Source organism: Terriglobia bacterium, assembly GCA_020073085.1.
Lineage (GTDB): Bacteria > Acidobacteriota > Terriglobia > JAIQFV01 > JAIQFV01 > JAIQFV01.
Window position 1 is genome coordinate 93,197 of the sequence record JAIQFV010000018.1, and the last position, 13,892, is coordinate 107,088.

General features: G+C 55.9%; 8 protein-coding genes. 7 read left to right on the forward strand and 1 reads right to left on the reverse strand.

The annotated features are described in order from the left end of the window. The first annotated feature begins 441 nt into the window (after positions 1-441). Both LAO21_17390 and LAO21_17395 read left to right on the forward strand, forming a co-directional pair. Positions 442-1,872 (forward strand): peptidase M18, encoded by a 1,431-nt coding sequence (locus LAO21_17390; protein ID MBZ5554495.1) that lies wholly within the window; start codon positions 442-444, stop codon positions 1,870-1,872. A 39-nt stretch (positions 1,873-1,911) separates the two neighbouring features. Beyond that, the gene (locus LAO21_17395) at positions 1,912-2,688 is read left to right on the forward strand and encodes an SDR family oxidoreductase (GenBank protein ID MBZ5554496.1); all 777 of its coding nucleotides are present in this window, start codon (positions 1,912-1,914) and stop codon (positions 2,686-2,688) included. Between the two features lie 151 nt (positions 2,689-2,839). Here LAO21_17395 and tpx read toward each other — a convergent pair whose 3' ends face one another. Then, on the reverse strand, positions 2,840-3,385 hold the full coding sequence (gene tpx, locus LAO21_17400) for a thiol peroxidase (protein ID MBZ5554497.1): 546 nt from the start codon (positions 3,383-3,385) through the stop codon (positions 2,840-2,842). 284 nt (positions 3,386-3,669) lie between these two features. Between tpx and LAO21_17405 the strand changes: the two genes are divergently transcribed. The 5 genes from LAO21_17405 to LAO21_17425 all read left to right on the forward strand — a co-directional run. Next, positions 3,670-3,996, forward strand: coding sequence for a hypothetical protein (locus LAO21_17405; GenBank protein ID MBZ5554498.1), 327 nt, complete (start codon positions 3,670-3,672; stop codon positions 3,994-3,996). 540 nt (positions 3,997-4,536) lie between these two features. Further along, the gene (locus LAO21_17410; GenBank protein MBZ5554499.1) at positions 4,537-5,739 is read left to right on the forward strand and encodes an AAA family ATPase; all 1,203 of its coding nucleotides are present in this window, start codon (positions 4,537-4,539) and stop codon (positions 5,737-5,739) included. Between the two features lie 998 nt (positions 5,740-6,737). Beyond that, positions 6,738-9,779 carry a hypothetical protein gene (locus LAO21_17415; protein ID MBZ5554500.1) on the forward strand — a complete coding sequence of 1,014 codons (3,042 nt, stop codon included), beginning with the start codon at positions 6,738-6,740 and terminating at the stop codon, positions 9,777-9,779. A gap of 355 nt (positions 9,780-10,134) precedes the next feature. After that, the gene (locus LAO21_17420; protein ID MBZ5554501.1) at positions 10,135-12,549 is read left to right on the forward strand and encodes an Ig-like domain repeat protein; all 2,415 of its coding nucleotides are present in this window, start codon (positions 10,135-10,137) and stop codon (positions 12,547-12,549) included. A 1,072-nt stretch (positions 12,550-13,621) separates the two neighbouring features. Continuing rightward, positions 13,622-13,892: hypothetical protein (locus tag LAO21_17425; protein ID MBZ5554502.1), on the forward strand; the 271-nt coding region annotated here is incomplete at its 3' end.

Consider the following 13,892-nt stretch of genomic DNA (forward strand, 5'->3'; position numbering starts at 1 on the left):
TTGCTGCAGACTTACATCCTCCCCAAGCTGGGAATTCCCACTTGAGCATCAAAATCCTGCGCCACCGGGTCCCGGTGGTTAAATAAGAACCGTGCCACAGCCAGCTCCGATCGCGAAAGCCAGCGGAAAGAACCGTAACTCCTGCCCCTTCACCCTCGCTTAATGGGACTCATGGTCGAAGAACGTTCCTTTGAAAGAGGTGAACAAGGTTAAGACCTCCTGACAGAATGGTGCTCCTTTCGCTTCCCTATGGCGAACGGGAGCCCATCGAACAACCCTGCGACGATCCCCCAACTGGACGACTGGAGCTCCGGTCCAGGGGGCAATGCCCTCTCAACGAAGTGGCGTCTCCAAGAATTTTCTCCCCAGATTCTCGTCTTTCCTTTAAGATCTAAACGAAACACAGTTTCCTAAGCCAATTCAAATCGAGGCTCATCGCCCATGAAACATCCAGTCACCGTTTGTGTGATGGTCTTTCTCATGCTGGCATCCACTTCGACAACAGGTCAGGCACAAGACGCCGGCGACTGGTCTGCAAAGAAGTCAGGGTGGCAACAACTGACCGAAGCCGACCGAACTGTCATGGACTCGTTAAATGGAGACTTCAAACGGTTCCTCAACGCCTCCAAAACGGAGTTGATGGCGACGCGCGAGGCCATTCCCCGGGCGGAATCCGCGGGCTTTGAAATCTTTTCGGAACAGACATCCGTCGTCCCAGGCAAGAAGTTGATTTTTAACAACCGGGATCGAGCCCTGATCCTGGTGGTTGTCGGGCGGGAGCCTCTTGCGTCCGGGCTGCATATCATCGGCACACACATCGACTCGCCGCGGCTCGAACTCAAGGCCCGTCCGTTTGTCTCCGCCAGCGGATTTACTGTCTTCAAAACCACATATCACGGTGGAATCAAGAAGTACCAATGGGCAAACGTCCCCCTGGCCCTGGTCGGTCGGATTGATCGGAAGGACGGGACCCACGTCGATGTGTCAATCGGAGCCCAGGCCGGTGACCCAGTCTTTTTAATTCCCGACGTAGCTCCCCACGAAGACAAGGAAATGCAGGATCGAAAATACAGCGAGGTGTTTAAGGGAGAAGAAATGGACCCGATAGCAGGTTCCATTCCGGGGGATAACACGACACTGTCCGAAACGGTCAAGGGAGTTCTCAAAAAGTACCAGGTTGAGGAGGAAGATTTTGTGAGTGCAGAGCTTCAATTGGTGCCGGCCGCCTCCGCCGCTGATGTCGGCTTGGACCGGGGACTCACGGGCTCTTATGGACAGGACGACAAACTCAGCTCGTTTTGCGCCCTCCGCGCGCTGCTTGACCTCGAGGCGGTCCCGAGACACACCGCGCTCATTTATCTCTCTGACAACGAAGAGAGCGGGTCGGACAATAATACGGGGGCCAATTCCACCTTCCTCCGGGAAACGGTGGGTCGACTGCTCGAAGCCCAATCCCCCAGGTCTTTCAACGAGAACCAAGTTCGCCACGCTCTGCATGCCTCAAAGGCCATTTCAGCCGACGTTAATCTGGGCTTGAATCCGATCTTCCCTTCCACGGCCGAGGTTAGCAATACGGCGCGCCTGGGATATGGCGTCTCTATTAAGCGCTACGGGCACGGGTTTGATGCCAACTCTGAGTTCATCGGACAAATCAGGAAGATCCTCGACGAACACCACATCCCCTGGCAAACGCAAACCCCCAAAGTGGACGTCGGAACAGGGGGAACAATCGGCCAATTCCTGTCCCGGGAGGAGATTGAGGTGATCGACATGGGCGTCCCAGTCTTGTCCATGCATTCTCCCTATGAGATCTCCTCGAAAGTCGATGTGTTTAATTTCTGGCGTTTGATGAAGGCATTCCTCATGGAATGAGACAGGCATTTCACTCCTCATGGGGTACGGGAGGTATTCATGAAGCTGGTGGATCAAATCGCGTTGATCACGGGCGGAGGCAAGGGGATTGGACGCGCTGTTGCATTGGCCTTTGCTCGTGAAGGAGCATCCCTCTCCCTCTGCGGCCGGAACCGGAAACAGCTGGAAAAGGTCGCTGAGGAACTGGCGCACCCAGGAACTCAAGTAATGATCACCGGTTGCGACATTTCGAGGGAGCAGGAGGTGACTCGACTCGTGGACGCCACTGCGGAGCGGTTCGGGGGGCTAACGATCCTCATCAACAATGCCGGAGTCGCAGGGCCCACCGCTCCCGTCGCTGATGTGACTTTGGGGGATTGGAACGAAACCATAGATACCAATTTGACCGGGGCGTTCCTTTGCTCCCGGGCTGCCCTCAAGTACATGATCCCCCGTCGCCGCGGGAAGATCATCAATATTGCATCTATTGCCGGGACGATGGCCTATCCGCTGCGTGCCCCCTATTCGGTTTCCAAATGGGGAATGTTGGGACTGAGCCGGACCCTTGCGGCGGAACTTGGAGAATTTAATATCCAGGTCAATGCAATATGTCCCGGACCTGTTCGCGGGGAAAGAATGCAGAACGTCATTGAACGGCGGGCAGCAGAACTGGGACGAACCAGCGAAGAGGTCGCTCAACAATACGTTGCTTCAACAGCCCTGAAGAAATTCGTAGATCCGGAACACATTGCAGAGCAGGTCACGTTGCTGGCGTCGGCCGCAGGTGACTCGACCACAGGACAAATATTCACTATTGATTGCGGCTTCGCGCTTTAGGGCGCTTACGATCAAACACCCATACAACCGCCCTCGCCCGCCTGAGGGCCTGAGCGAGGCTGGAAGTCCACTCTCCTCCCTGCATGGAGGGGCGCCCGACCATCCCCGCTCCTTGGGATCCTGGCACTGGACAGAGGAATCGGATCGTGCCTTACGCCGGATGCCCAGCCGCCTGCGTTCCCAGCAAACCCTTGACGGCAGCAAGGGCCTTATCATAGTTAGGGTGATTGGCGACTTCGGGAACATACTCGACGTAGTGAATCGTGTCCTTGTCATCAACCACGAAGATCGCACGGCTGTCAATGTGAAGTTCCTTGATCAAGGTTCCATAGGCTTCCGAGAAAGAGCGGTCGTAGTAGTCTGAAACCACTTTGATCTTGTCAATCCCCGCTGCTCCACACCAACGTTTCTGAGCAAAAGGCAGGTCGACACTCACCGTAATGATCTCCACCATATCGCCCAGCTTTGCCGCCTCTTGGTTGAATCGTCGCGTTTGTGCATCACAGACCGGCGTGTCAAGCGACGGCACAACGCTGATCAGCCGGATCTTCCCTTTGGTGTCGTTGAGCGTGAATGGCTGAAGGTCCTGGTTGCGCATCGTGAAGCTCGGCGCCTTGTTCCCTACTTTCAGCTCCGGCCCAATCAATGTCATCGGGTTGCCCTTCATCGTCGTCCCTTTGGGTCGTTCTGTTGCCATGGAAATCTCTCCTCTCAGTGGTTTAGGTTGGAAGGCGGCGGATCCTTGCTCGTTCCACTGCAATTGCTCCGCTTGAACCAATATTAGTAAGCACAGTTGGAATTTGAGCGATCATTCTAGACCATTTCGAGGATTTTGCAAGCTCTCCCCGCAACGGGCGCCTGCAACGGGCTACTTGACAATCATTCTGTGTGCAGTTATTTTGAAGCTTCCGGGAACATTCGAGGCTCAGCGAAAGGCTGCATTGCCACCCTCCCCAGCGGCGAGGAGTCTGGAGTAAAGCTATGGCGGATTTGAAATTAAATGACGTCAGAAAGTATGCCATTGAACAGGGGGCATCGATCTTTCTGAAGTCGGCTTCTCATGACCGGGCAGCTGAGGTTTCCTGCCATGGCATTGTCCGCTGGGTCAGAACAGATCCCGAAGAGGGCTCGGAATGGTTGCTGGCCCCTGTAAGCGTCAGCTTCGACGAGATTCTCGCCGTGGCGGAAGAATTTGTGGTTCATAAACCGCAGGCCAAACCTTCGGTGTATACCCGCGAGAGATTCACAGCACTCCTCGCTCCACAGCCTGGGGCCGCAACCTCTTCGACACATGCGGAAGACGAATAGTCAGTGGCGTAGATTCACAATTTCCATCCCCTCACATCACTAGTGTCCCGGCACCCTCACATTCAGCCGAGATAATTGTTCCTCATTCATTCCTCCTGACCCGCTCAGCTCAAGCAGAAGCTTTGCACACCATCCCTTTGCCTTATGCGAGCCCATTACAAACCGTGAATTCTCGCCGAGTGAACACCCAAGGCCTTGGGTTTTTGATCCATATTGAATGAACGCCATAACGCCAGTAAGACCTGAGTGTTGTTCGACAAGAACCGCGAGGAAAGAAAATCTGAATTAGCCCTGAAACTACGCGTCGACGGACCTGTCGTTGCTCCAATGAATTATTTCCTATAACAAAATGTAACAAGTGAACTATTCTGAAACAATATTTCATCGAGTGTGAGTTGATGGGTTGTATATAAACCATTCTACTTCATACGATTAAAATTAATGAAATGCTCTGGCACAGAAGTTGCTTATTTCCAAAATGAACGACGGTGGATAGATTGACAAAACCCAAATTTGGGTCAAGGCCCAAAGGAGTCCGCCATGGAAATTCAAATCCCATCAACCCCGACCGACCAGCTGGCCGAACTGAACCCCGACCTGAGAAGCGTCCAGATCAAAGATTTTGAAGATAAGCTCCAGGACCGAGTTGTCGGCCAAGGGCGCGCAGTGAGACGGATGTCAGATCTGTTCCAGATCTACCAGGCCGGCATGAGCGTGCCGGGACGCCCGATTGGTAACCTTCTCTTTTTGGGTCCGACAGGATCGGGAAAGACCCGCCTCGTCGAAGCGGCGGCCGAGGTCCTGTTTGGCGACAGCAACGCCTATGTCAAGATCGATTGTGGAGAGTTTCAGCACAGTCATGAAATTGCCAAGCTGGTGGGATCGCCTCCGGGTTATTTGGGCCATCGCGAAACCCAACCCGTGCTGACCCAGGAAGCGCTGGATCGTTTTCACAACGACCGGATGAAAATCACCCTCGTTTTGTTTGACGAGATCGAGAAGGCGAGCGACGCCCTTTGGAAATTATTGCTTGGAATCCTCGACAAAGCCACTCTTACTCTCGGGGATAACCGTCGTGTCGATTTTTCGAAATGCATCATCGTCATGACCTCGAACTTGGGCGGCGGAGAGATCAGCCGCATGATGATGGGCACTGGTTTAGGTTTTGCCACCGCGCAACAGAAATACGACTCGCCCGAAACCGATGATTTCGTCTATCGAACGGCGCTGGAGTCGGCCAAGCGGAAGTTCTCACCTGAGTTCATGAACCGGATTGACAAGGTCATCGTGTTCCGTCCGCTAAAGGCAGAGCACCTCTCCAAGATCCTCGATATTGAGCTGAGCTATGTGCAGCAACGAATTCTGAATTCTCAATCTGAAAACAAGTTCGTCTTCCATTGTTCTGATGCTGCTCGGGAGTTTCTCCTGAAGGAGGGGACTGACCCGCAATACGGCGCCCGGCCCCTCAAGCGGACCATCGAACGACAGATCGTCTTCCCCCTGGCCAACTTGACCGCAACCAAGCAAATCGCGTTGGGGGACTTCATTCAGGTAGACTACCGTTCCAACTCCAACCGTCTTGTGTTCCTGAAGGCGCAGGAAGGCGCCATCATTCATGCGCCGGCAATCCCAACAGTCTCGGCCGAGAGCACAGCGGCCGAAGCGGGAGTGCCTGCTTCAACAAATGCCGGGGCAGAAGAAAAACCCCATATCTTCCCCTATTCGAAATTGAAGACCCAATAGACTGGGAAGGCCTTACATCAAGAATTCGGGGAGGCACAATAGGAAGGGGCAAGATCGCCGGGTTTAATCAAGCCTCTTCCCTGTCCCCCTTACTCCGTCGCCGGATCAGCAGCTCGTCCTCTCTCCCAGCCATCCCAAATCATCTCACCAGGTCGAAATCCTCGACGCCCGGCAGCCTTTTTCGTAAGAGAAGCGTCTCGAAGGGAATTCGGATCCGTTTTCCCTGCTGACAGCAAAGAAGATGCTGGGAGGGGATCCGTCCATTCTCCCATCGCATAAAGGGGACTTTATCTCGAGAGAGGTCAAGACCCGTTCCCCAAATGGACGATTTCGTGGGGCATCAGCAAAAAAAAATCGCCTCAGGGTATATTTTGGAGGCCCCATTCTCACCCTTATTGGTCGGGAGAGAAATCCACAGTCGTGGGCTCTTCCACACTCATTCTGAAACACAGTGGCATTTGAGTGAAATCCCTTGATACACTTGTCCGCCTTCCAACCCCCCGCCCATTTTCCCTCTGTAACACCCCCACATCACATTCGCCCAGGAGTTAACCAGCACAGGTCTCAATCTTCCAGAGATGCGTGATCCTGCTACGTCATTGTGAGGGTAAGTCGTTGTATTTATGACTCTAGTACAATCTCGTGCAATTCAGTGACGACGCCAGTATTGTCACCGGCCATCGCACAAGTTTCAATTTGTGAGGACTGTCTCAGACCCCCTTCATAGTCAAATTATTCCGTCAACTGCCGTTTGGCACTTAGCCTGCAAGATGGTGAGCGTACTTCCAAGCCGCCGCGAAGTATGGAAGTGCCTTTCAGGGCCACCGCCGAGGTGGATTACCTCGTCCTCTTGTGCCCTCGAAGTGTGTCTTAGCGGCTTTGAGGTGGTTGATAAGAAATACGAGAAAGAACGGGTCCATGAGGAGACGACATAGTAAGGATCATACGATAAACGCTCTCGTAAATAAGAAGACCAAAAGGACAAAAAGGAGACCTTCATGAACATCAATCGGGTAGTAAATTTAAGAAGGCGAACCAGCCTCATGGGGCATTGGGCGTCATTCACAGTGGCGCTGCTGTTACTTGCCTTCCTGGCCTCGACCGGCACGGTCATGGCCCAGGGGCCGGTTTCACCAACGCAGTTTGACATCACGGGCTTCCTCCAGGAGGCCACGCTGACCACGGCTGGTGACGCCCATTCCGGCGGTACCTTGAAGGTCAACGGCCATGTGGTGATCGTGCCCCGGGAAACGATCGTGATTCTCCCGGCCAACGCGCTGACATGGCAGGAACTGTTTGCTCAGGCTCCGGCTCCCTACACCGGCGCAGCAACGGGCATGGCGATGACTGACGTTCCAACGCCCCTCACCCAATATGAAGTCGAGGCGGTGGGCAATCGCGTGGGGGACACTTACATTGCCGGGCTCATCTTCATCTCCCAGCAGACCTTGAACAACGGTGCTGGGTTCATCAACTTCATCGACTACACTCTCGGCGAGATGCGCGTCGGCGGCGTGATCGGGTCCTCTACCACCGGCACCCGGGTGCGCCTCAACGATCCCACGGGAAAGTTCGGTCGAGCCATGACTGCGGATCAACGGTTCACGCTCGACCCGGATAACCCGACCATTAAGAGCGGAACCGGCTATCCGATGTGCTTCCCGCGTGTCACCGCGGATCCAATCGTTGCCGGCAACGCCGACGATCCTCTGTGCCCTCTGGGTAATCGACCGAGGGATCTGACAGGCGCTTTTGTCGGCAGCTTCTCCACAAACGATCCAGTCGCTGCTCCGGGCGCGTTCCCGGACGCGACCAAACAGGCGCCTTTCGAGGTCGGTGACTACGTCAGTTTCGCGGGAACGCTTGTTACCGATGCCGCCACTCCCACAACGGGTCCGTGGCCGGCCAACGGAACAGCTGGTACTTACATCTCGGCTCACACCATCACCAGCAATGTCGCCATCTTCACCATGTCGGGAACCAACCCTGTCTATGTGGAAACCGATGTGTTCCTGATCGGCACCGGAGGACTGACGGTCCTCGGCGGCACCGAGGCGACGGTCCGAACACGGTTCGAGGGAATGACCACCGACCCGACCCGTACCATCCACCTGTATGGCATCGATTTGGGTACCCTCACGGGAGCCACGACGGATCGTGACTGGGGCACCATCGGCGTTGATCCAGGCCCGCCCGCGGGCGCAGTCAGAGGGCGTTGGCGCTTCCGCCCCCCATGTGCACCCTTTGGGACCATTGTCACAAAACCTGACAAGCAATGCGTCATGAACGCGGCTAACACCTTCCTGCCGCCCACACGAGAAATGAGGGCGGTGGTCGAAGGCGCATGGGTCCCTGGGCAGACCACAACCTCGGCCAACGGGCTCATCTACGGGCAGTACCATGCCCCGATCATGTTGTACATCTTCCCGGAGAACATCCCCGGATCCCCGGTCGTACCTAATAACTTCGAGGATATTCAGTTCCTCGCCTGCGGTGGTTATACCTCCTCTGCAGGAACCCTTGTAGGACAGCTTAATCCCTGGCCCGGTGCGGCAGCACCGTCGCTCGCGGGTTGCCCGGGTTCGACCGCGGCTCCTGTCGCCAACGCCGGGGCTGCGCAAACGGTAGCTTCCGGGGCGGCTGTGTCGCTCAACGGCAGTGCCTCAACTGGGACGGCGCCCTTGACCTTCTCTTGGGTCCAAGCCGCCACAGATGTTCCGCAGGTGGCCCTTACCGGTGCCAATACCGCCACTCCGAGCTTTACGGCACCCCTTGTCGCCGCAACAACGGTATTGAACTTCACACTGACGGTGACGAATGGCGCAGGATCCTCCTCCGCCTCAACGACAGTTACTGTCAACCCAGCGCCCCCCACCGCTAACCCCATCCCGGCCCTGACCGTGGTTTCGGGTTCTGTGGCGACGCTGACGGCCACTTGCACTGATCCTCAAGGGTTGGCGTGCACCTTCAGCTGGCTTCAGACCTCCGGAACGCCAACGGTCCTCACTCCGAATCCCTTTAGCGGCGCGACCATCAGCTTCACCCTCACGCTGCCCGCGGGGACGACCACTAGCACCGTCCTCCAGTTCCAGGTGACGGCGACAAATTCCGCTGGTCTCAGCTCGGCGCCGGTGCTCACTTCGGTCACGGTCAACCCCAGCGTCACGGCCCCTGTCGCCAACGCTGGCTCGGCCCAGACGGTGGCTTCCGGTGCGCCTGTGTCACTCAATGGCAACGCCTCCACGGGAACAGCTCCTTTGACCTTCGCTTGGGTCCAGGCCGCCACAGATGTTCCGCAGGTAGCCCTTACGGGAGCGAATACTGCCACTCCAAGCTTCACGGCACCCATTGTGGCCGCGACCACAGTGCTGAACTTCACGCTTACCGTGTCGAACAGCGCCGGGTCCTCCTCCGCCTCCGTGGCGATCACGGTCAACGCGGCAACAGGTCCCACCGTCAACCCCATCGCGGCCCTGACCGTTGCGTCGGGAACGCAGGTGTCGATGACGGCGACTTGCACCGATCCTCAAGGGCTGGCCTGCACCTTCAGCTGGCTCCAAACGGGCGGAGCGCCGATAGTCCTTAACCCGAATCCCTTCAGTGGCGCGACGATCAGCTTCACCCTCACGCTGCCAGTGGGAACAATCACCAACACCGTCCTGCAGTTCCAAGTGACGGCGAAGAACTCAGTCGGTGTCAGTTCAGCGCCGGTGCTCACTTCGGTCACGGTCAAACCGCCGGCGGATGGCATCACCATCGTTACGGCAGTGTACCGGATTGGAAAGCAGCGCCTGGACCTCACCGTCACCGATACGATCGTCAGCCCGAACGTGATCCTGACCTTGCAGCCCTATATTACAAAGGGCGGAACCCTCTTTACGCCTCCAAAGGGGACGCTCACGAACAATGGCGGAGGGAACTACGTTCTTACCCTGGTGGGAGCACCTGAACCCGCCGTTCCGCCAGCAAAGCCCTTGGTGGTCACATCCAACCTGGGAGGGGCCAGCGCACCTTCGGCTCTTACCCTCATCCGTCAGTAACTTGACCTACAGTGGTCGAAGAGCAGTGTTCCTGCTCTTCGACCACACCCTTTCTCGTTGGCCTGTTTGACCCCCTCTTAAAATGACATAACGTGTTCAAAGTGTGTTAGAAACAAAGCACTTAATAAAATGCCACACATTACGTCAAGGCTATATTTAATTGAGACCTTCTAAACCCTCTATAAGAGACGGGACCCGGATGCCCTGATTGAGAATTGAAGATTGGGCGGGTGCCAGAAATGAACTGACGTGAGGGCCGATGAGAAAAGAACTCAGCACTGCAAACCTAGACGAGTATCTTGATCAAAAGAGGACTCGAAGGTCCCAAAGACAAACGCATAAAGGAGAGTTAAAAATGAGAGGCATTTTGCAAAAGATGTGTATGGTAGCGATTTTCTGTCTGGTCGCAGTCTGCGTTCAGGCCCAAACGACGTGCCCCAGTGCCCAAATGATCAGCCCCACCGACGGGTCGACGCTACCAGCAGGTGCAGTCACCTTTACGTGGTGCAACGCAGGTGCCGACTACTTCCTGACGGTAGAAAGCGTGGTTGGCGCCCATGATATTTTCTTTGGCTTCATCGGGGGTGTGGGCCCAGGCGCCGGCTTTAATACCATAACGCTTGGTCCTGCATGCGCCCCAACCTCGCCTATCACGTGCATCCCCGCGAAGGGCGAGACCATCCACGTCACGCTGGACACAGTGAGAGCTAAGACCATTATCGCGTCCGTCCAGTACACTTACACTGCGGCGAGTTCGGCTCCCGTGACCCCAGCTGTTACGAGCACCACCGTCGCCAGCCAATCGGCGACTTTCAGCAACAGTATTCAGAACGTCACCCTCGCTGCGACGGTAGCAGGAGTGAACGTGAACCAGGGGACGATCACCTTTCAGGTGATGGACGGAGCCAGCAATATCGGGACTGCGGTGACCTCCAGCACACTGACCAACGGCGCCGCCAGCGTTGTCTATGCACTGCCTGCCGGCACGGCCCCAAAGACCTATTCGATTCAAGCCAACTACTCCGGTGGCCCCAACTTTCAGTCCAGTAGCGCGACCGGAACCTTGATTGTGAATGCGGCGGCGCCGGGCGCGGCCCTGACGAGCACAGCAGTCAATGGCAAGACTATTACTTTCAGCAACAGCCTACAGAGCGTTCCGCTGACGGCTTCGATTGTTGGTCCATCTGTAAACCAGGGAACCGTCACGTTCCAAGTGATGGATGGCACCAGCAATATTGGGAGCGCTGTAACCTCGCCGACCGTGGTCAGTGGCGTGGCCAGTGTGGTTTACACACTTCCCGACGGAACTGTTCCCAAGAATTACACGATCGAGGCAACTTATTCAGGCGGGCCAAATTTCCAGGCCAGCAGCGGGACTGGGACGCTGTCCGTTTCCGGCGACCCGAGTTTGACAATGACCTTCCAACTTCCACCCGACGGCGGCTCTGCGATCTCCTCTGGAGCAGGCGCCCTGGCGGTCGATTTCGGGGAGATGAGTGCATCGACATCGACAAATCCAGTGGCTATCGCAAACTTCAGCTTTAGCAACGGAGCGTTGGTGACGGAAGCCGGTGTGCCGGCAGCGACCATCATGAAGTCGGCACGATTGTTCGTCGATTACAGCGCCGACAGAAACAGCGGATTTGCGCTAGTGAATCCGGGCAGGACCGCCATAACGATTCAAGCGGATTTGAAGGACGCCAGTGGAGTGACGGTCGCATCCACTGCAGTACCCATGGGACCGCGCAGTCATACAGCGATGTTCGTGAATCAGTTGCTGGCGACCTTGCCGAGTCCATTCCTCGGGACCGTGACTCTGACGAGCTCGAATGGCTTCGCGGCCGTGAACTTGAGCACAGCCACGAGCGGACGCAACGAGATGTTGTTCAGTGCCCTTCCCGTGGCGGACTTGGGGAACCCTTCTTCAGGATCGCGACTGATTCTGTCGCAGATTGTCGACGGCGGCGGGAATCCGACCCAGATCCTACTGATGAACCCTTCTGCAGCCGCACAGAGCATCGGGAAGGTGGAGTTGTTCGATGACAGTGGCGCACCCCTGGCTCTGGACTTTGGGGCTGCCTCGGGCCCACAGAGCGCCCTGACCTTCGCCATCTCGCCGGACGGTATGGTGAAATTCGCAACGACGGGAAAAGGTGCCCTGCGAGTGGGTTATGCGATGGTGACGGTAAGCGCAGGTCCTTTGCCGGTGGGAAATGGCGTGTTCCAGTTCAATCAGGCGTCAGGACTGGTGAGTCAAGCCGGAGTGCCTGATAGTCCGCAAACAACCTCGGCAAGGTTGTACGTAGAGGTCGCCTCTGCCCCGTTAAGCCGGAACACAGGAATCGCGATGGTCAACCGTAACGCCACGGCGTCAGTCTTGACGCTTACTTTGAACGGGCTGGACGGGACGACGCAGGGGGCAACATTGACCCTTGGGCCAAACGAGCACGTCGCAAAGTTCATCACTGAGCTATTCCCCAGCTTACCTGCAGACTATCGTGGGGTGCTGAACATTGCCAGCACACAGCCCTCCAGCTTCTTGACATTGCGGCTGACGACCAACGAGCGTGCCGAGTCCATCTATTCGACGCTACCGGTCGCGGATCTGAACCGTCCTTCCCAGGGAATCCAGATTCTGCCACAAATCGTCAACGGGGGCGGATACAAAACTCAAACGATCGTACTGAGTACGTCAAACGGACCAGGAGAGGTGTACATCAACTTCTTCAACGAGGCTGGAAGCAGTGTCCCGTTGGCGACGCTCCAATAGTGAGGACTGCGAGAGCAGGCAGTGGACCATTGGCTCGACCACCTATGGAGTGTGAGAGGTTGCGTCGAGCGTCGAATTAAGTCCACTGAAGTATTACGAAGCGAGCCAGGCCCCCGAGAATTACGTCGGGGGCCGGCGAGCATCGCGGCAGCCTCCGAATGCATGGATGGCCCACCTTTTACCCTGACTCGAATCCAAGATCCCTCACCCGAATAAGACTCAAACCAGAACCTTACGCCTGAAGCACGGGAGACCTCTTATCTTTCCGCGGATTTCTCGTGAGCGGTCTTGCCTGCTAAGTCTCAGACTTGAATGGTGATCATGGGAGCAACATTGCCCCTTTGGATAGTTTCCTTTGGGGGCCACTAAAAAAAATCTTCTTGGGGTATATCTATTCAGGGCTGAGGATACCCTATAGGGTCGGAGGAAAAACTCAAAGGACGGCGAGGTGTGCCGGACCATTATAGAACACAATGGGCTCAGCATAGATTTAAGCTGAAACATGCGGCTTTGTGTGGTCAGAGTGGAGCGTGCAGTTTTTAACCCGCTCGAACGATGATCTAATTCCATGCGGCCATACTGTGAGTGTCCTTGACGCAGCAAGGGAGGCCTTTCTCCTGCTGACGATGTAAGTAATTGTATTCATGGGCTTCAGATCATCCGCAGCCCCCCCTCTTTCCACGCCATTCTGTCCACGACTCGAAGGAACACAACTTAAACCGAGACTCCTTCTCACCTAAGTCTACCCCTGCCTCACAAATATCAACCAACTTGGCACGCTGTTTGCTATATCGTTTTGTGTACATTGGATGAATCGCGTATTGAGGTGAAGACCGAGACCGACCCTCCGATCCCACTGAAGTAAGTAACATGAATTCAAGCGCCTTGGTCATGGGGGGATGTGTGCTTATACACTGTAAGGATCCTTCCGGCCGGTCGAATCGATTAGGAATTTGTAATGACGGATTTCAAGCTGGTTCAAACCTCGGGTCCCCCGTCAAATCCCATGCACTGATTCAACTTCAGATTTTGATTGGAACAGAGAAGAACGGTAGGACCACTGGAGGTAAGTATGGAGAGGGTAGCCAATAAGATCACGGGGACGGCGACAGCCTGGAAATCCACGTTTGGTAAACGCCTTGCCGGCAGTTTATTCGTAGCACTCACATTAGCCTTCTTAATTCAACCCGGGTGGGCACAGCCAGGAAGATTCGGGCCGGATCCGCCACCACCTCCGGGTTCGCTCCGGAACTTTCCAGTTCCTTTGCCCGCCAACCTGTCCAACTATGTGGTCGACCGGCAGGCCGCCATCGTGCTCGGCAAGGCCCTGTTCTGGGACCATC